Raw genomic sequence first — 18368 nt, forward strand, 5'->3', positions numbered from 1 at the left:
GACGCGGCAGGGGGCAGGCCAAATGAACGGTGGGAGTGGCGCGCCACACCCACGTTTTCGTGGTCTTCGAGACAGGCTTCGACGGGGCTCTATTGCGCCGCGATGTCGTTCGCTGTCGGCAGGCCATCGTTCGCGCCCGCTTTGACAAGCCCTTCGCGAATGTGCTGCGTGTCGGCTTCCTGAGCGTAGTGCAAGGTGGCGAGGAAGGATTCGAGGCCAAAGTCGGGGGCGAGCGCCTGGACCTTTTTCATATGCGCAGACGCGGCAATGTCGTCGCCGAGCCAGCCGTAGCAGGCGGCAACGAAAGCGTGCTGCACGTGGTCCATTGCCGAAAGGTGCATGAATGCCTCGATTGCTTCGCCATATTGCCGGGCCGCGAAAAACGCCTTTCCGAGGTGGCTCCAGAACCGTTCCGGATGATGGGGATTGAGCCGCATTGCCTTGCGGATCCACTCGACCCCTTCTTCCGGTCGGCCGAGCCAGGTCAAGAGTTCGCCCTGCTGGACCACCACCAGATCGTAGTTGGGGTTGAGCGAAAGGGCGCGCTCCTGGTGATAGCGGGCCGCCGTCAACGCGTTGTTGTTGACGTTCACCGCCGCGAGGATGCGGTGCACGTCGGCGTCGTTGTCGTCAAGCGCCAGCGCGCGTTCGAGTTCGGCCACGATTTCGGTCCAGGTCGCGTCCTTGTCCTCGCACCAGCCGTAAACCCAGGCCTGTCCGAGAATGCAGGCCCGCCAGGCATGGGCATGCGCATAGCCGGGGTCGAGCTCGAGTGCCCTGTCTATCAGGGCTCGGGCCTGCTCATTATCCGCAATCGTGCCGCGGTGATGCAGCACCTTGGCCGTAAGCGCGCATTCATAGGCAGCCATGTTCGCCGGCTTCGTGCGGGCGAGTTGATCTCGCTGGGCCGCCTCGACACGCCCGGGCAGCGTCGCGGCTATTGCCGCCGTCACCTCATCCTGGATGGCGAATATGTCGTCCAGTCTTCGGTCGTATTTGTCGGCCCAGACATGGGCATCGTTGATCGCGTCGATGAGCTGGACCGTCACGCGCACCCTGTCGCCGATCTTGCGGACGCTGCCTTCCACCAGATATTGCGCTCCAAGCTTCTCGGCCACCTCCCGCGCGTTCACAGGCTGGTTCTTGTAGACGAAGCTCGAGTTGCGGGAGATGACGAAAAGCTCGTGGCGGCGCGACAGCTCGGTGATGATGTCCTCCGTCAGACCGTCCGCGAAAAACTCCTGTTCGGGGTCGCCGCTCATATTGTCGAAGGGCAGCACGACGATCGCGGGCTTTGAGACCGCTCGCTTCGTATCCTTCTCTTCCGGCGGGGCCGGCAGGACGGAGCCCTCGATGCCGATCCGAAAGAGATGCACGGGACGAGTGATGTTCTTCAGCGTCTTCTCGCCCAGGTCATCGAGAGAGACTTCGAGGCGGTCGGCAATCTGCGTTGCCACCGCAGCGGTGACGCAGATGCCACCCACATCGGCGAGCTGTTCGATACGGGCGGCGATGTTCACGCCATCGCCGAAGATGTCGTCGTCGTCGAAGATGATATCACCGAGATTGATGCCGATCCTGAATTCGATCCGGCGATCCTGGGGCACGTCCGAATTGCGCCGCTTCATCCGCTGCTGGATTTCCACGGCGCATTTCACCGCGTCGGTCACGCTCTGGAATTCGACCAGCATGCCATCTCCCGTCGTTTTGATGATCCGGCCTTCGTTCTTGGCGATGGCGGGGTCGATCAATTCTATACGGTGCGTCCTGAGGCGGGCGATCGTTCCTGCTTCATCGGCTTCCATCAGCCGACTATAGCCTGCCATATCGGCCGCCAGGATTGCGGCTAGTCTCTGTTTCATCGAGTTGCCACCGATGATCTGCTCGGGGGGCGATTCTAGCGCAGCCCGGTGCGATCGGCTACCTTGAATTAGCGCCTTCTTAAGGTGCCCAGCGAAGAGCCGATCGCGAGTTGCCTGGTTGTCGCCTACATCGCCCTGCCGTCCAGGCCGAAGACGTGACAGCGGGCGGGATCGAAATAGACCGAAAGATTGGCGCCGCGCTCCACCTTTTGCTGACCTTCGAGCGCGATGGTCAGCTGCTGGCTGTCGGGAGTGATGCCGTAGAGCATGGTCTCGCCGCCGAGATTCTCGACAAGCTCGACATTGACGGCCGCAAGCGCGATGCCGCTGTCGCGGGCCGAGAGATGCTCGGGGCGGATGCCGAAAGTGACTTCCTGCCCTTCTGTTGCGCCGTTGAGGCGGCGCGGCAGGCGGATCGTGCCGCCGCAGACTTCGATTGCCGTTTCGTTTTCGCTGACGCCGCCGATCCGCGCCTTGAGGAAATTCATTTTCGGGCTGCCGATGAAGCCGGCAACGAAGCGGTTGACCGGGTTGTTGTAGAGATCGAGCGGCGCGCCGACCTGCTCGATGCGGCCGGAATTCAGGACGACGATCTTGTCGGCCATGGTCATCGCTTCCACCTGGTCGTGGGTCACGTAGATCATCGTGTTGCCGAGATCGCGGTGGAGCCGGGAGATCTCGACGCGCATCTGGACGCGCAGTTCCGCATCGAGGTTGGAAAGCGGCTCGTCGAACAGGAAGATGCGCGGTTCCCGCACGATCGCCCGGCCGATGGCGACGCGCTGGCGCTGGCCGCCCGATAGCGCCTTCGGCTTGCGGTCGAGGAGCTTCTCGATCTGCAGGATCTCGGCGGCCCGGCGCACCTTCGGCTCGATGTCGGCCTTCCTGTAGCCCGCCGTTTCGAGGCCGAAGGCAAGATTCTTGTAGACCGACATATGCGGGTAGAGCGCATAGGACTGGAACACCATGGCGATGCCGCGCTTGGCCGGCGCCACCTCGTTCATCCGGTCGTTGTCGAGCATCAGCGTGCCGCCGGAAATCTCCTCGAGCCCGGCGATCATCCGAAGCAAGGTGGACTTGCCACAGCCGGACGGACCGACGAAAACGGCGAATTCGCCGGGATCGATGGTGAGGTCGATGCCGTGGATCACGTCGAGCGCGCCATAGCGTTTCTCGACCTTCTGAAGAACGACGCTGGTTGCCATTTCCAATTCCTCCCCTGCGCCTATCGCGTATTGGCGCGCCAATCGGCGTATTTCGGGCTGTCCGGGCCGATCGGCAGTGAAATCTCACGCCCGGTATCCGCCGACTGGTAGATCGCCGTCACCAGTTCCAGCGCCCGCCGAGCATCCTTCGTCGTCACCGGCAGCGGGGCCGCTCCGTTCAAATGGGCGTGGAAATGCGCCATCTGGGTGGTGAAGCGCGGCGACACCGGCTGCCAATTGCCGATCACCTCGTCTATCTGAGATTGGACCGCCTCATTGGCCGCGATGATCTTCCAGGGATCCTTGCCCGGCGTATAGGGTTCATGGCTGCTCTCGAAGGTGACATTCTCGAAATGCAGCCTGAGCCGGCTGATCTGCTCCTGCGACCCGAGCGTGCAGGACAGCGACACGAAGGCGCCGTTCTGCATCAGCAGGCTCGCCGAGGCGCAATCCTCGACCTCGATGTCGTTGACGCGGGTCGCGACTCGGCCGAACACCTTGGAGACCGGACCGAGGAGATGCAGCAGCATGTCATGCAAATGCAGCGCATGGGTGACCAGCACGCCGCCGAGCTCGGTCGCCCATTTGCCGCGCCAGGGGACGGAATAATATTCAGGCTTGCGCAGCCAGTACGTCTCGACCGAACCTACATAGGGCTTGCCGGCAATCCCGGCCTCGATGATACGCTTTGCCTTCTCGATGCCGTCGCCATAGCGATACTGGAAGATTGGCATCAGCACGCCCCGGGCGCGTTTTTCCGCTTCGATGATCTTGTCGACGCCGGCGAGCGAGCCGGTCAGCGGTTTCTCGCAGATGACGTGCTTGCCGGCGGCAAGCGCCGCGATCACCTGCTCGAGATGGATGCCGGGCGGCGTGCAGATGTCGACGATGTCGATCGTCTCATCGGCAAGCACGTCCTCGAAGGAGGTGGTGCGGCTCTCGATGCCGAATTCGTTGCCGAATTCGTTGAGGCGCTCTTCGTTGAGATCGCAGATCGCCTGGACGCGGAACTTGTCCGGATGCGGCAGGTAACCCTCGATCATGTGCAACCGGCCGATGCCGCAGCCGATGATGGCGACTGTCTTTACGCTCATGTCAGTTCTTTTCCCGGTTCTGTTCGGCGATCGCCTGGGCGCGAAGCGCAAGTTCCATGGCCTTGAAGCAGCGTTGCTGCGGCATGGCGGTTTCGGTTCGGTCGCGGATGTCGTCGAGCAGCTGGCGGCCGAAGGGAAGCTCGACTGCCGAGCAGTCGATGTGCTCCACACCATAGCGACCTGCGAGGAAGAGGTGGTTGCCGCCTTCGCGACCGGCGAGGTCGACAGTCTTGCGCACCTCGATCGTTCCGGTCGTGCCGACGATGAAGAGCCGGCCGTCGCCCCAAGTCGGCATGCCGTCCGGGGTCAGCCAGTTCACATGGATCATGCCGGTGGCCTCGGCGGTCGAAAGATGAATGTTGCCGGTATCCTGCAGCTCGGGCTCGTCGGGGACGCTTCGGTTGTCGACGCTCGCCGAAAGGATGGCCGCGTCGTCGGCGCCGGTGAAGAACAGGAACTGCTCGCACTGATGCGAGGCGATGTCGGTGAGGATGCCGCCATATTCTGAGCGGCGGAAGAACCAGTCCGGGCGCGTATCGCGCCGCAGCCGGTGCGGTCCGAGGCCGACGAGGTGCACGACATCGCCGATGGCGCCGGCGGCGACCAGCTCGCCGGCCTTGACCGTCGCCGGGCTTTCGAAATGCTCCGAATAGAGGATCGAGTAGATCCGTCCGGTCTCCGCCTGGACCCGGCGCACCTTGGCGAGCTGCTCGAGGCTCGTCATCCCCGGCTTGTCGGTCAGCACGTCCTTACCGTGCTGCATGGCGCGGATCGCCAGTTCCGCCCGCTCGGCGGAGACCGCCGCCGTGGTGATGAGGCCGATGCTTTCATCCTCGAGGATTTGGGGGAGCGTCGCGATGCGCGGCGCATCCTTGTAGACGCCGGCAAATTCCGCCGCCAGCGCATCGTCCGGCTCGTGGAAGCCGACGAGGCGGGCGCCGGCGCGCAGCAGGCAATTCACCTGGCCGTAGATATGATTGTGGTTGAGGCCGAAGGCGGCGAAACGCAATTCGATCATGATGGTCTTTGAACTCCGTCGGTCAGCGTTTCATGCCGGTGGTGGCGATGCCTTCGATCAGCAGGCGCTGGAAGAACAGGAAGAAGAAGAACACAGGCACCAGCGACAGCGTCGACATGGCGAAGAGGCCGCCCCAGTCGGAGGTGCTGCTCGAATCGACGAAGGTTCTTAAGCCCAGCTGGATGGTGTAGGTGTTCATGTCGTTCAGATAGATCAGCGGCCCGAAGAAATCGTCCCAGGTCCAGATGAAGGAGAAGATCGCGGCCGTCGCCAGTACGGGAAGCGACAGCGGCAGCATGATCTTCCAGTAGATGCGCCACGGCCCGCAGCCGTCCATCATCGCCGCCTCGTCGAGCTCGCGCGGAATGCCGCGGAAGAACTGCACCATCAGGAAGATGAAGAAGGCGTCGCTCGCCAGGAACTTCGGCACGACCAGCGGCAGGATGGTGTTGACCCAGCCGAGGTCTAGGAACAGCACATATTGCGGGATGAGGGTGACGTGATAGGGGATCATCATCGTCCCGAGCATCATCGCGAACCAGAAATTGCGGCCGGCAAAGCGCAGCCGCGCGAAGGCGTAGGCCGCAAGCGAGCAGGCGATGACATTGCCCATCACCGTCAGAACTGCGATCACCACGGAATTCCAGGTGAACCGTCCGAAGCTGACGTCGAGCCCGAACCAGCCGCGGACATAGGAGGCAAAATCCACCGACGAGGGCCAGAGCGTCGTCGAGGAGAAGATCTCGTCCTCCGGCCGGACCGATGCCGAGACCATCCACAAGAGCGGATAGAGCATGGCGAAGGAGGCGGCGATCAGTCCGGCATGGATGAGAACAGAACCGAGGGGGCTGCGGCGATTGGCCGTCGGCGGGGGGGGTGCGGTGATCGAGCTCATGGTCGCGTCAGTCATCGTAGTGCACCCAGTAACGAGAGGTCAGGAACGAGAAGGCCGTGAACAGTCCGATGATCAGCACGAGGATCCAGGCGAGCGCCGAGGCATAGCCCATGCGGAAGTTCCCGAAGGCCTCCTGATAGAGATAGAGCGTGTAGAACAGCGTCGAGTTGATCGGCCCGCCGGTGCCGCCGGAGATGATGAAGGCGGGGGTGAAGGCCTTGAAGGCCTCGATCGTCTGCACGACCGCGTTGAAGAAGATGACCGGGGTGAGCAGCGGCAGGGTGATCTTGTAGAACTGCCGGAACTTTGACGCTCCGTCGAGGCTTGCCGCCTCGTACATGTCGGTCGGGATCTGCCGCAGCCCGGCGAGGAAGATGATCATCGGCGAGCCGAACTGCCAGACGCTCAAGACGACGAGCGTCCAGATCGAATAGTCCGGATGCGAGATCCAGCTCGGGCCCTCGATGCCGAACTGGGCGAGCAGACTATTGATCAGGCCGTCGCCGGCAAAGAGCTGCCGCCAGAGCACGGCGATCGCCACGCTGCCGCCGAGCAGCGACGGCAGGTAGAAGATGGCGCGATAGACCGTGAGGCCCTTGACGCCGCGATCGAGAAGGATGGCGACCAAAAGCGCGAAGGCCAGCTTGAAGGGGACCGACAAGACCACATAGAGGAACGTCACCTTCAGCGAGGCCGCAAACTTCGGATCGGCCGTGGCGATGCGGACGTAATTGGCCGTCCCGACCCACTCCGGAGAGCGGATCAGGTCGAAACTGGTGAAGGAGAGATAGAGCGAGGCGACGGCAGGCCCGAGCGTCAGCCCGAAGAAGCCGACGAGCCACGGCAACAGGAACATGTAGCCGGCACCATGTCTTGTCCAGATGGCGGCGAAGCGGCCCTGTCCGGCGGGGCGCCCCCTGGCGCCCGCACCGACGGCTACGGCGGAATCCTGCACGGCAGCCATAGCCCTTACCCTCGCGACAGGATCTGCGTGACCTCGTTCACCAGCGTCTCGCCGCCCTGCTTCACATCGAGCTGGCCGAAGCCCACCTGTTCGGCGACGGTACGCAAGGCGAACTCGGCCTCGCCGGCGCCGCTGGGCGGAGGCGGTGGCAGGTCGCCGGCAAGTGCGCCGAGGCCGGAGACGTAGTCGAGCATGGCGCGTCCCAACTCGTCGAGTGTCGGCGCGAGCTTCTCACGCACGCCCGCCGACTCCGGTACGCCACGCTCGACGCCGAGGATTTCGGCGGCCTTGGGGTCGGTGACGAAGAAATTGACATACTTCGCGCCGAGCTCCGGGTCCTTCGTCTGGGCCGAGACCGAGAAGAACATCGACGGCTTGCGGTAGTGGCCGCCTTTGGCATCGTTGCCGATCAAGGGAAAGTTGCTGAGCGCCAGCTTGTCCTTGTTGATGCCCTGATAGGTGACGAACTGGTTGGAATGGGCATAGGAGGCGGCAGCCTTGCCGAGCGACAGCGGACTCGTCTCAGGGGTATACTGATCGAGCGCCTGGATATCCGGCGGCACGCAGGCCTTGGCTTCGCGCATGGCCGCCCACATGGCGAACCAGTCGGCGGCATCGTTCGCGTCATAGGCGATCTTGCCGTCGGCCGTGAAGAGCGCCTTCCCACGCTGGCGCAGCCAGTTTTCCAGGAGCGGTTCAACGCCGCTGCCGTCGGCGATACCGTAGAAGCCCTTGCGCTTGCCGGCCTTGGTGATCTCGGCGCCGATCCTTGCCAGATCGTCCCAGGTGGTCGCCGGCGTCGGTAGATCGATGCCGGCTTCCTCGAAGGCGACGGTGTTGACCATCATCGCCGCCGAATTGGCGCCGAGGCTGATGCCGTAGAGCTTGCCGTCGACGCTGCCGCCCTCGATCTGCACCTTGTCGAAATCCTCGACTTTCAGCACCGAGCCGAGATAATCGTTGAGGGGCGCCAGCGCGCCGCGCCGGGCATACTCGACGATGTAGCGATAGTCCATCTGGATGATATCCGGCGCGTTGCGGCCGGCGACCTGGGTCGCAAGCCGGGGCCAGTAGTCGCTCCAGCCGAGGAACTCGCCGTTAATGGCGACGCCCGAGTTCTGTTCCTGAAAGAGCTGGTTGACCTTGTTGGTGCGGTCGGCGCGGGCCTGCGAGCCCCACCACAGCATTCTCAGCCGCGCTTCCTGAGAAAGCGCACTCGATGCCAGCATGGAATATGAAAGAAGTGCCGCCCCTCCGGCGAGCACGCTGCGTCTGGTCATGCGCATTGTCATTGGTTCCTCCTCCCTCAGGAACGCCTCCACAACGTTCCGTTCCCTGGTTTCGTTACGCCGTCCTCTTGCAACAAATAACTAATTGGTTACAAACTATGGACAAGCGATGAGCCTGTCAAGCAGTTGTGTGCGAAGGTATCATTATCTTGTAATATTTTTTTACAATGTCGCACCGATCGCCACGGCTGGCAAGAGGTGCCGGAGGTGGCGGAATGGACAAGGTGCAGGCGGAAGGGAAAGCGAAAAAAGCAGGCGTTGGCGGCCGGGCGGAGCGGGCCGGAAGTCGCGACCCGGAGCGCACGCGCGCCTCGATCCTCGCCGCCGCGACAGTCGAGTTCGCCGAGAACGGCATCGGCGGCGCCCGGGTCGATGCGATTGCCGAGCGGGCCGGCACCAACAAGCGCATGCTCTATCACTATTTCGGCGACAAGGAGCAGCTCTACCTTGCCGTTCTGGAAGAGGCCTATATCGGCATCCGTACGGCCGAAAGATCGTTGAACTTGAGCGACTTGGCACCGGAGCAGGGGGTGGCGGAGCTTGCCATGTTCACCTGGAAATACTTCCGGGAGCACCCGGAGTTTTTGAGCCTTCTCGGCACCGAGAACCTGCACGGTGCCCGCTGGCTGCGCCAGTCGACGCGACTCAAGGAACTGCATTCGCATTTCATCGACAAGCTCGCCGACCTGCTCGATCGCGGCAAGGCGAAGGGTCTGTTCCGCGTCGATGCCGATCCGTTGAACGTCTATCTGACGATTGCCGCGCTCGGCTATTTCTATCTCTCCAACCGGCACACGCTGTCGACGATTTTTGGCCGGGACCTCATGGAGGAGGCCAATCTCGAGGACTGGAGACGTCACATCGTCCAGGTGACTCTGGCCTCCATTCGCCGCTGAATTGCAGTCCTGTCGTTTTTAATGTTGACAAGTGGGATTTTTCTCTGCCACAAAGTAACTGTTTAGTTACTGGCTTTGGGAGGGCTGGTCCACTCCCACGAGGCCTGTCAGGGAGGGAAGCCGCATGCCACGTTTGGGGATAATTCTGCACGGTGTCACGGGCCGGATGGGCTACAACCAGCACCTCGTGCGCTCGATACTGGCCATTCGCGATAAGGGCGGCATCGCGCTCACATCCGGCGAGCGGCTGGAGATCGATCCGATCATCGTCGGGCGCAACCGCGACAAGATGGAGCAACTGGCAAAGCGCCACAACATCGCCCGCTGGACGACCGACCTCGACGACGCCCTGGCCGATCCGAACGACCAGATCTTCTTCGATGCTGGCACGACGCTGATGCGCGCCGAACTGATCAGCAGGGCGCTCGATGCAGGCAAGCATGTCTATTGCGAGAAGCCAATCTCCGATGACCTGAAGGTGGCGGTAAAACTGGCCCGCAAGGCGCGGGCCTCTGGTCTGAAGCATGGCGTGGTGCAGGACAAACTGTTCCTGCCCGGCCTGCGCAAGCTGGCGCTGCTCAAGGAGTCGGGCTTCTTCGGCAAGATTCTCTCGGTGCGCGGTGAGTTCGGCTATTGGGTTTTCGAGGGAGCCTGGGGCGTGCCGGCCCAGCGGCCCTCCTGGAATTACCGGAAGAACGATGGCGGCGGCATCATTCTCGATATGCTCTGCCATTGGCGTTATGTGCTCGACAATCTCTTCGGCGAGGTCAAGGCCGTCTCCTGCCTCGGGGCGACCCATATTCCGCGCCGCGTCGACGAGCAGGGCCGGACCTATGATTGCGATACCGACGACGCGGCCTATGCCACCTTCGAGCTCGAGGGCGGCGTGATCGCGCAGATCAATTCCTCCTGGGCCGTGCGCGTCCGCCGTGATGATCTCGTTACCTTCCAGGTCGACGGGACGCATGGCTCGGCCGTCGCCGGGCTGACGAAGTGCTGGACCCAGCACCGCGTCAACACGCCGAAGCCGGTTTGGAACCCGGACCAGCCGCAGACCATCGATTTTTACAAGACCTGGGACGAGGTGCCGGACACGCAGATCTTCGACAATGGCTTCAAGGCGCAATGGGAAATGTTCCTGCGTCACGTCGCCGAGGATGCGCCCTGGCCCTACGGCCTCGAGGCCGGCGCCAAGGGCGTGCAGCTTGCCGAGCTGGGGCTGAAGTCCTGGGAAGAGCGCCGCTGGCTCGATGTTCCGGAACTGGAGTTCTGAGCCATGGCGAGCATCGATCTTCCCCTCGAAGGCAGGCTCGTCCGCTACGAGCTCAGCGGCCGGCCGGTTCCGCTCAGGAAGCGGGATGCGGCGGCCTTCCCGCGCGTAGCCTTCGCGGCGGCACATGTCGTCGCCGATCCGCTCGCCGACAACGATCCGTGGCTCAATCCGGCAATCGATTGGGAGCGGACGCTCGCCTTCCGCCACCGGCTTTGGGACCTCGGCCTCGGGGTCGCCGAAGCGATGGACACCGCCCAGCGCGGCATGGGGCTTGGCTGGCCGGAGGCCCGCGAGCTCATCCGCCGGGCGCTTGCCGAAGCCCGCGGTCGGCCAGGTGCGCTTATTGCCTGCGGTGCCGGCACAGACCATCTGACGCCCGGCCCGGAGGTGACGATCGACGACATCCTCGAGGCCTATGAGAGCCAAATCGAGACGATCGAAGCCGAAGGCGGGCGGATTATCCTGATGGCTAGCCGTGCGCTCGCCGCGGCCGCCAGGAGCCCGGACGACTATGTCCGTGTCTATGACCGGGTCCTCTCGCAGGTGAAGCAGCCGGTGATCATCCATTGGCTCGGCGAGATGTTCGACCCGGCGCTTCAAGGCTATTGGGGCAATGCGGACCACATGGAGGCGATGAAGACCTGCCTCAAGGTCATCGAGGCGCATGCGGAAAAGGTCGACGGCATCAAGATCTCGCTGCTTTCCAGGGAGAAGGAGATCGCCATGCGCCGGCAACTGCCGAAGGGCGCGCGCATGTATACCGGCGACGACTTCAACTATGCCGAACTGATCGCCGGCGACGACCAGGGCCATTCCGACGCGCTGCTCGGCATCTTCGACGCGATCGCGCCGGTGGCATCGGCCGCGCTGGAGGCTCTCGGCCACGGCCGGAACGGCGACTTCTTCGAGCTGCTCGAGCCGACCGTGCCGCTGTCTCGGCATATCTTCAAGGCGCCGACGCGCTTCTACAAGACCGGGGTCGTGTTCCTCGCCTATCTGAACGGCTTGCAGGATCACTTCGCGATGATCGGCGGTCAGCAGAGTGCCCGCTCGCTTGCCCATCTTGCCGAACTCTTCCGGCTGGCGGACAGGGCAGGCGCTCTCGCCGATCCGGAACTGGCGCTCGCGCGCATGAAGCGCGTACTCGCCGTTCACGGCATTGACTGAGGCGGGCATGAGCGAAGTTCCTCGCATCAGGCTCGTCGAAGCGGAAGTCTTCGAGCGGCCGGTCGACTTCCGTTTTCCCTTCCGCTTCGGCGCGGCGCGTGTCGAGAACGCGCCGCAGGTTTTCGTTCGGGTGCGGATCGAGGATGAACGCGGCCGCTCGGGCGCCGGCTGGTCGGCCGAGATGATGATGCCGAAATGGTTCGACAAGAACCCGGAATTGTCGCCCGGGGAGAATGTCGAGCAGCTCCGCATGTCGCTTCGCCTGGCGATTGGGGGGTTGCGGTCGCTGAAGGCTGATACGGCATTCGGCTTGCATGCCGCCGCGGAGGCGGACCATCACCGAAATGCGGCGCGGCACGGCCTGCCGGCGTTGGTCGCCTCCTATGGGCTGGCGCTTGTAGACCGCGCCATCATCGATGCAATGTGCCGCATGAACGGCGTCAGCGCCGCAGAGGCAGTCACGCGCAATCTGCTCGGGATATCCGACGCCACCGCGCCCGATCTCGCCGGTTTCGATTTGCCTCGCTTCCTGTCGCGCCTGGCGCCTTCGCCGACGCTGGCCGTCCGCCACACGATCGGCCTTGCGGACGCCTTGGGTACGGCCGACCTGGAACCCGGCCAGCGGCTCGAAGACGGGCTGCCGCAGACGCTCGACGAGGTGATCGCCGCCTACGGCCACCGCTGGTTCAAGATCAAGGTTTCCGGCCGTCCCGCCGAAGATTGCGAGCGGCTCGTCGCGATCGCCGCGGTGCTCGATCACAATGGTGAAGATTATCGCGTGACGCTCGACGGCAACGAGCAGTTCGAACGCGGCGAAATGGTCGCCGACCTTCTCGACCGGATCGAGAAGGAACCCCGCCTGAAAAGGCTGCGGGCATCCGTGCTGTTCTTCGAGCAACCGATCGCGCGCGCCGAGGCGCTGTCGAAACCGGTCGCGGCGATCGCCGAGCGCCTGCCGCTCGAGATCGACGAGTCCGATGGCGATGTCGGATCCTTTCTGCGGGCCCGCGAGCTTGGCTATGCCGGCATCTCGTCAAAATCCTGCAAAGGCTTTTATCGCTCGCTGATCAATCGCGCCCGCGTCGAGAAATGGAATGGCCATGCCGGCAACAGCCGCTACTTCATGTCCGCCGAGGATCTGACGACGCAGGCCGGTCTTGGCCTTCAACAGGATCTCGTGCTGGCAGCGCTGATAGGCGCCGGGCATATCGAGCGCAACGGCCATCACTATGTCGACGGCATGGGGCGAGCGCCGGCAGCGGAGCAGGGCGCCTATCTTGCCGCTCATGGCGAGCTTTACGAAAGCGCCGCCCGACGGGCGCGTCTCGCCATCCGAAACGGCGAAATCACCTTCGCATCCGTCTTGAGGGCGGCCGGCCTCGGCTCCTCGGTCGAGCCGGACTGGGCGTCGATGACAGGCTGAGAAACCGGGAGGAGAACAGCATGCAGGTCGAGGGTCTTTCCATCAATCTGGCGACGATCCGTCAGCAATGCGGCTTTGCCGAGGCTGTGGATGTCTGCCTGAAGCACGGCATCACGGCAATCGCGCCCTGGCGCGACCAGGTGGCGGCGATCGGTCTTAACGAGGCCGCCCGCATCGTCCGTTCCAACGGGCTGAAGCTGACCGGCCTCTGCCGCGGCGGCTTCTTTCCGGCGGCGGATGCCGCCGGCCGCGAGAAGGCGCTTGACGACAACAGGCGCGCCATCGACGAGGCGGCGGCGCTCGGTGCGGACTGCCTGGTCCTCGTCGTCGGCGGCCTTCCCGACGGATCGAAGGACATCGATCGGGCGCGACGGATGGTCGAGGAGGGCATCGCCGCCGTGCTGCCGCATGCGCGCGCCGCGGGCGTGCCGCTGGCGATCGAGCCGCTCCACCCGATGTATGCGGCCGACCGGGCCTGCGTGAACACGCTCGGCCAGGCGCTCGACATCTGCGAGACGCTGGGCGCGGGCGTCGGCGTCGCGATCGACGTCTACCATGTCTGGTGGGATCCCAATCTCGCCAACCAGATCGCCCGGGCCGGCCGAATGAAGGCGATCCTCGCGCATCACATCTGCGATTGGCTGGTGCCGACGAAGGACATGCTCACCGATCGCGGCATGATGGGCGACGGCGTCATCGACCTCAAGGAAATCCGCGGCATGATCGAGGCGGCGGATTTCCTTGGAGCCCAGGAGGTCGAGATCTTCTCCGCCGACAACTGGTGGAAACGCCCGGCCGAGGAGGTGATCGCCACCTGCGTCGAACGCTTCCGAAGCTGCTGCTGAGATGGTGAACTCGGATATGCATCTTACAAGTAGAAGGCGAACGTCCGGGTTTCTCGGTTGACTTTCGCCGATATCGGCCGCTAACATGTATTCTAAATTTACATGTTGTTCTTTCTGCCGCCGGTCGCGCGGTGCCACTCCAGACAGGATTGCGTGAGAGATGATGGATGACAAACGCCGTTTTGCGCTGGTCGGCACCGGCAACCGCGGCACCACCATGTGGGGCAAGGACCTTCTCGCCGGTTGGCGCGGGTTCGTCGATCTGGTCGCCATAGCCGATACCAATGCGCTGCGGGCGGAGCGTGCCCGCACGATGATCGCCAGCAATGCGCCGATCTATGGCGACGTCGACGCGATGCTGACTGAGACGCGGCCGGACCTGGTGATCGTCTGCACCCCGGACGACACCCATGACGACATCGTCGTCAAGGCGCTCGAATCCGGCGCCGACGTCATCACCGAGAAGCCGATGGCGACGACGGTCGAAAAAATCCGCCGCATTCTCGATGCGGAGAAGCGCACCGGGCAGCGTGTGGATGTCTCCTTCAACTACCGCTTTGCGCCGACGGCGGCGCGCATCAAGGAACTCATCAATGCTGGCGAAATTGGCCGCGTCACCTCGGTCGACTTCCATTGGTATCTCGACACCCGCCACGGGGCCGACTATTTCCGCCGCTGGCATGCCTATACGGACCGCTCCGGCAGCCTCTTCGTCCACAAGGCGACGCATCACTTCGATCTTTTGAACTGGTATCTCGACAGCGAGCCGGACACCGTCAGCGCCTTTGCCGAACTGCAGATGTATGGCCGAAAGGGGCCGTTCCGCGGCCCTCGCTGCAAGCTCTGTCCGCACAAGGCAAGCTGCGACTTCTATCTGGATATCAGTGCCGATCCGTTCCTCGACGCGCTCTACGAGCAGCCGTCGGAAATCGACGGCTATTTCCGCGACGGCTGCGTCTTCCGCGAGGATATCGACATTCCGGACACAATGGTCGCAAACATCCGCTACGGCAACGACGTCCATGTCTCCTATTCGCTGAACACCTTCCAGCCGATCGAGGGCCACCACATAGCCTTTAACGGAACGAGGGGCCGGATCGAGCTTCGCCAATACGAGGACCAGCCCTGGGAGACACCGCCGGAGGACGTTATACTGCTCGTCCGCAACTTCCCGAAGGGCCAGCCGCCCGTCGAGCGGGTCAACGTGCCGCATTCCTCGGGCGGCCACTATGGCGGCGACGACCGCATGCGCAACATGATCTTCAAGCCCGGCATCGCCGACCCGCTCGGACAACGAGCCGGTGCACGGGCAGGGGCGCTATCGGTTCTCTGCGGTATCGCCGCGCTGGAAAGCTCGCGCAGCGGGACACAGGTACGGCTGGCCGATCTTATGCCGGATCTCTTCGAGAAGCGGTCCGTTGCGCGGTTTGCGGCGCAATCCTCGGCCTCCGGCGGACGCCGATAACGTCGGACTGGAGAGCTTCCGCTTCGTTTCGTCATTACAAAAGCGTAACTTCGCTCCGAAACCGGATTACGCTAACGGTCGGCTCGCACCTCGACCTCGTAAATGGAGCGCTCCGATGCCGATGAAACGAAGAACGATCATTCTCGGCGGCGGCGCCATTGTTGCGGGAGCCGGGATCGCCTTCATGGCCCGCAGCCGCAGCGGCGAGCCGATCTCCCTCCAGGGCTTTGATTGGAAGGCGTCGGACTTCCGCGGGGGCGGCACGGCGGGGATCACCGGTGCCTTACCGGAGCCGATCTTCCGGGCCGAGCCGCAATGCATCGCGACGCTCGCCCAGACGCTCGGCCCCTGCCACACAAACGACGTGCCGATCCGCAGCGATGTCACCGAGGGCGTGACGGGATTGCCGACCCGCATCAGCCTTCGCCTAGTCGAGGCGTCGATCTGCAAGCCGGTCGAGGGAGCGGATGTCGAGATCTGGCATGCGGATGCGCGCGGCGTCTATTCCGGCGAGGCGGCGGCGATGTGCAATGCCGACGATGCCGAGGCCAGAGCCACCGGATTCCTGCGTGGCCGGCAGGTCAGCGATGCCAATGGCGTCGTCAGCTTCCTCACCGTTTATCCCGGCTGGTATCCGAGCCGCGCCGTCCATATCCACCTGCGCATTCTGCTTGGCGATCGCGAATTGCTCGTCAGCCAGCTTCTCTTCGACGACGCCTTGAGTGATCTCGTCTATCAGGGGCATCCGGACTATGCGGCGCGGCCGGTGCGCGCCACCATGAACGGCGGCGATACGGTGTTCGCCTCGGGCGATGCCACTCGGTTTATCTTCGATTTCGAGAAGCTCGATACCGGCGTGTTGCAGGCAAGCTATACGATCGGCATTGCGGCCTGATCCCGCTGCTTCACCCGCTGAACGAAGACCGCTGGCCAAGCTCGGCGAGATCGGGCGACTGGAACGCTTTTGATCCTTGCCTTATCCCTGTCGTTGTCCCAAAACCGCTGCATGACTTGCATGAGAGAAGGCCTAACCCGAATGAATGATCCCGTCGATATCGTCATCTACCACAATCCGGCCTGCGGGACCTCTCGCAACACGCTGGCGATGATCCGCAATGCCGGCATCGAACCGCGGGTGGTCGAGTATCTGAAGACACCGCCAAGCCGTGCGGAACTTCAGCAGCTGATTGCGCGTATGGGGATTTCGACGCGCGAACTGTTGCGCGAGAAGGGGACACCCTATGCCGAGCTCGGCCTTTCGAATACGAACCTGACCGACGATCAGCTTCTCGATGCGATGCTCGCGCATCCGATCCTGATTAACAGGCCGATCGTCGTGTCGCCGCTCGGGGTAAAACTGTGTCGCCCGTCGGAGACGGTGCTGGATATCCTGCCCAGCGGGCAGCAGGGCGCCTTCGCGAAGGAGGACGGCGAAGTGGTCGTCGATGCGAGCGGCCGCCGCGTCCAGCCATAAGAAGAGCGCTGCTCGCGCGGCGGGCTTTCTGGCCAGTTTTGCCGGGATCGCTCAAGTTGTAAGTATTTTCTGCACGGCGACTTAAAGCCTCGCCGGTACGGTGCTCCCATCTGATCGGAGGGGAGTGCGAGCCGTGAAAGTGCAAGGGAAGATTTCGTCCGGGTCATTCGGCAGCGGGAACTTGGTGCGTTGCGCGCTCGCCGTGCTTCTGGCCGCGACGCTCACTGGGTGCTCGACCACTGCGGACCAAAGCATCAAGACCGCCTCGCTGACGAAAGAGGTCGGCTATGCCGTGCCGGCCAAGAAGACTGCCAGGATCAAGCCTGTTATCGCAACCCAGCGGGCGGCCAAGGTTGTGCGCACCACCTATCTCGGCCGCGCCCCCTATATCTGCACGCCGAGCGGGTTCGGCAGAACGTCAAGCTGCTTCTTGAGATAGGGGCGGAGTTGCGCGCCGAGGCCGTGGGCTCATCTGCGGAGCCGGATTTTGCGCCGGCTCGGGAATGCGCAACTCCTACTGCATGTCTCCGGTGAGACGCGGACATGCAGATTCTATCAATTGGATGTCTCTCGAACGACGCGCCAGTCCGGCCGGCCATAACCGTCCGGCCAGTCATAGATTTCACGATCGTTGAAGTAGACGACGGCGGTGAGCGCGGGGAATTCGGCGTGGCGCTTTGCCACGTTTTCGGCCCAGCCGTTGACATAGGAGGCATCGCCTTCATAGCCGAGTTCGGCAACGATGATCGGCTTGCCGTAGGTCTTGACGCGCTCGTAGCCCGGCGCCAGTCGCTCGACGAAGGTCTGATCGCGGCCGGTCTTGTCCTGATCGTATTTCTGATAGCCGAAGACCGAGAGGCCGATGACGTCGACGACGTCGTCACCGGGATAGAAGGCCTCGAGTCCCTCGTTGCCTTTGGGCGACCACATGAACTTCGCATCTTTCAAATGCTCGCGGCAGACCGTGACTATCCGGCGAAAGGCGGCGGCGAATTCCGTGCCCTGCCAGTGCGCCCAGGAGAACTGGTTGTCTGTCTCGTCCATTTCCTGGCCCCAGCGGATGATGAGCGGGCTTTTCAGCTTGGCAGCCGTTGAGCAGACCGCAGCCATGTTTTGGTCTCGCTCCCCGCCGAGAATGCTTTTGAGCAGCCCCTGCGACGACAGGCGCCATTTGGGCGACCAGGACCAGGGCTCGATGGTGATCATCAACGTACGTCCGCGCGCGTGGGCGTATTCATCGGCTATGTTCAAGGTGGTGAGATCGACGTCTTCCCAGGGCAGGAAGAGGTGCTCAATCCTGGAAGCCGACTGCTCTGCGAAGTCTCCATGCGGATCATAGGCACCGAAGGTGATCGAGTCCTGGGTGAGGATCGGCCGCTTGTCTATTGTTTCGGCTGCATTTCCGGCACGACTGCCGGGCGGGCTTGCCGCCAGCACGGCCCCTGAGAGCATGAGGCTGGCAAGGGCGAAGCCGATTGTCCTTGATGTCGTGTTCATC

General features: G+C 63.2%; 17 protein-coding genes. 9 read left to right on the forward strand and 8 right to left on the reverse strand.

Annotation, left to right across the window (positions count from 1 at the left end):
* Positions 1–89: 89 nt before the first annotated feature.
* From NXT3_RS27360 to NXT3_RS27390, 7 genes are all read right to left on the reverse strand, one after another.
* Positions 90–1862 (reverse strand): adenylate/guanylate cyclase domain-containing protein, encoded by a 1773-nt coding sequence (locus NXT3_RS27360; RefSeq protein ID WP_097538997.1) that lies wholly within the window; start codon positions 1860–1862, stop codon positions 90–92.
* Between the two features lie 125 nt (positions 1863–1987).
* Entirely contained in the window at positions 1988–3067 is a 1080-nt protein-coding gene (locus NXT3_RS27365; protein ID WP_104841042.1) for an ABC transporter ATP-binding protein, read from the reverse strand.
* A gap of 20 nt (positions 3068–3087) precedes the next feature.
* Positions 3088–4161, reverse strand: coding sequence for a Gfo/Idh/MocA family protein (locus tag NXT3_RS27370; RefSeq protein ID WP_037419457.1), 1074 nt, complete (start codon positions 4159–4161; stop codon positions 3088–3090).
* Position 4162: 1 nt separating this feature from the next.
* Positions 4163–5179 (reverse strand): Gfo/Idh/MocA family protein, encoded by a 1017-nt coding sequence (locus tag NXT3_RS27375; RefSeq protein ID WP_104841043.1) that lies wholly within the window; start codon positions 5177–5179, stop codon positions 4163–4165.
* Between the two features lie 22 nt (positions 5180–5201).
* On the reverse strand, positions 5202–6089 hold the full coding sequence (locus tag NXT3_RS27380) for a carbohydrate ABC transporter permease (RefSeq protein ID WP_037419463.1): 888 nt from the start codon (positions 6087–6089) through the stop codon (positions 5202–5204).
* Positions 6082–7038 carry a carbohydrate ABC transporter permease gene (locus NXT3_RS27385; protein ID WP_037419468.1) on the reverse strand — a complete coding sequence of 319 codons (957 nt, stop codon included), beginning with the start codon at positions 7036–7038 and terminating at the stop codon, positions 6082–6084. The genes NXT3_RS27380 and NXT3_RS27385 overlap by 8 nt, the downstream gene beginning before the upstream one ends.
* A 5-nt stretch (positions 7039–7043) precedes the next feature.
* The gene (locus NXT3_RS27390; RefSeq protein ID WP_104841044.1) at positions 7044–8330 is read right to left on the reverse strand and encodes an ABC transporter substrate-binding protein; all 1287 of its coding nucleotides are present in this window, start codon (positions 8328–8330) and stop codon (positions 7044–7046) included.
* Between the two features lie 212 nt (positions 8331–8542).
* Between NXT3_RS27390 and NXT3_RS27395 the strand changes: the two genes are divergently transcribed.
* The 9 genes from NXT3_RS27395 (at position 8543) to NXT3_RS27435 (ending at position 17309) form a co-directional block, all read left to right on the forward strand.
* A complete protein-coding gene (locus NXT3_RS27395; protein WP_097525907.1) occupies positions 8543–9223 on the forward strand; it encodes a TetR/AcrR family transcriptional regulator in 681 nt (226 codons plus the stop codon).
* Between the two features lie 124 nt (positions 9224–9347).
* Positions 9348–10496 (forward strand): Gfo/Idh/MocA family protein, encoded by a 1149-nt coding sequence (locus NXT3_RS27400; RefSeq protein WP_104841045.1) that lies wholly within the window; start codon positions 9348–9350, stop codon positions 10494–10496.
* 3 nt (positions 10497–10499) lie between these two features.
* Positions 10500–11663: a dihydrodipicolinate synthase family protein gene (locus tag NXT3_RS27405; protein WP_097538989.1), complete on the forward strand. Its 1164-nt coding sequence runs from the start codon at positions 10500–10502 to the stop codon at positions 11661–11663.
* 7 nt (positions 11664–11670) lie between these two features.
* Complete coding sequence (locus NXT3_RS27410; RefSeq protein ID WP_104841046.1) at positions 11671–13086, forward strand: enolase C-terminal domain-like protein; 1416 nt, start codon at positions 11671–11673, stop codon at positions 13084–13086.
* A 20-nt stretch (positions 13087–13106) separates the two neighbouring features.
* Positions 13107–13931, forward strand: coding sequence for a sugar phosphate isomerase/epimerase family protein (locus NXT3_RS27415; RefSeq protein ID WP_104841047.1), 825 nt, complete (start codon positions 13107–13109; stop codon positions 13929–13931).
* Between the two features lie 160 nt (positions 13932–14091).
* Entirely contained in the window at positions 14092–15396 is a 1305-nt protein-coding gene (locus NXT3_RS27420) for a Gfo/Idh/MocA family protein (RefSeq protein WP_104841048.1), read from the forward strand.
* Positions 15397–15517: 121 nt separating this feature from the next.
* Positions 15518–16291, forward strand: a complete 774-nt coding sequence (locus NXT3_RS27425) for an intradiol ring-cleavage dioxygenase (RefSeq protein ID WP_199773459.1) — start codon at positions 15518–15520, stop codon at positions 16289–16291.
* Between the two features lie 141 nt (positions 16292–16432).
* The gene (gene arsC, locus NXT3_RS27430; RefSeq protein ID WP_104841050.1) at positions 16433–16870 is read left to right on the forward strand and encodes an arsenate reductase (glutaredoxin); all 438 of its coding nucleotides are present in this window, start codon (positions 16433–16435) and stop codon (positions 16868–16870) included.
* 133 nt (positions 16871–17003) lie between these two features.
* Positions 17004–17309, forward strand: a complete 306-nt coding sequence (locus NXT3_RS27435; protein ID WP_037419544.1) for a hypothetical protein — start codon at positions 17004–17006, stop codon at positions 17307–17309.
* Positions 17310–17425: 116 nt separating this feature from the next.
* On the opposite strand, the gene NXT3_RS27440 is transcribed toward NXT3_RS27435, so the two are convergent.
* Positions 17426–18367, reverse strand: a complete 942-nt coding sequence (locus NXT3_RS27440) for a glycoside hydrolase family 26 protein (protein WP_097525983.1) — start codon at positions 18365–18367, stop codon at positions 17426–17428.
* Position 18368: the final 1 nt, after the last annotated feature.

It is taken from the genome of Sinorhizobium fredii (assembly GCF_002944405.1).
Classification (GTDB): domain Bacteria; phylum Pseudomonadota; class Alphaproteobacteria; order Rhizobiales; family Rhizobiaceae; genus Sinorhizobium; species Sinorhizobium fredii_C.

Excerpts from the sequence above, each read along its gene's own strand:
- NXT3_RS27360 (WP_097538997.1), bottom strand. The coding sequence starts at position 1,862 with ATGAAACAGAGACTAGCCGCAATCCTGGCGGCCGATATGGCAGGCTAT.
- NXT3_RS27365 (WP_104841042.1), bottom strand. The coding sequence starts at position 3,067 with ATGGCAACCAGCGTCGTTCTTCAGAAGGTCGAGAAACGCTATGGCGCG.
- NXT3_RS27370 (WP_037419457.1), bottom strand. The coding sequence starts at position 4,161 with ATGAGCGTAAAGACAGTCGCCATCATCGGCTGCGGCATCGGCCGGTTG.
- NXT3_RS27375 (WP_104841043.1), bottom strand. The coding sequence starts at position 5,179 with ATGATCGAATTGCGTTTCGCCGCCTTCGGCCTCAACCACAATCATATC.
- NXT3_RS27380 (WP_037419463.1), bottom strand. The coding sequence starts at position 6,089 with ATGACTGACGCGACCATGAGCTCGATCACCGCACCCCCCCCGCCGACG.
- NXT3_RS27385 (WP_037419468.1), bottom strand. The coding sequence starts at position 7,038 with ATGGCTGCCGTGCAGGATTCCGCCGTAGCCGTCGGTGCGGGCGCCAGG.
- NXT3_RS27390 (WP_104841044.1), bottom strand. The coding sequence starts at position 8,330 with ATGACAATGCGCATGACCAGACGCAGCGTGCTCGCCGGAGGGGCGGCA.
- NXT3_RS27395 (WP_097525907.1), top strand. The coding sequence starts at position 8,543 with ATGGACAAGGTGCAGGCGGAAGGGAAAGCGAAAAAAGCAGGCGTTGGC.
- NXT3_RS27400 (WP_104841045.1), top strand. The coding sequence starts at position 9,348 with ATGCCACGTTTGGGGATAATTCTGCACGGTGTCACGGGCCGGATGGGC.
- NXT3_RS27405 (WP_097538989.1), top strand. The coding sequence starts at position 10,500 with ATGGCGAGCATCGATCTTCCCCTCGAAGGCAGGCTCGTCCGCTACGAG.
- NXT3_RS27410 (WP_104841046.1), top strand. The coding sequence starts at position 11,671 with ATGAGCGAAGTTCCTCGCATCAGGCTCGTCGAAGCGGAAGTCTTCGAG.
- NXT3_RS27415 (WP_104841047.1), top strand. The coding sequence starts at position 13,107 with ATGCAGGTCGAGGGTCTTTCCATCAATCTGGCGACGATCCGTCAGCAA.
- NXT3_RS27420 (WP_104841048.1), top strand. The coding sequence starts at position 14,092 with ATGATGGATGACAAACGCCGTTTTGCGCTGGTCGGCACCGGCAACCGC.
- NXT3_RS27425 (WP_199773459.1), top strand. The coding sequence starts at position 15,518 with ATGAAACGAAGAACGATCATTCTCGGCGGCGGCGCCATTGTTGCGGGA.
- arsC (WP_104841050.1), top strand. The coding sequence starts at position 16,433 with ATGAATGATCCCGTCGATATCGTCATCTACCACAATCCGGCCTGCGGG.
- NXT3_RS27440 (WP_097525983.1), bottom strand. The coding sequence starts at position 18,367 with ATGAACACGACATCAAGGACAATCGGCTTCGCCCTTGCCAGCCTCATG.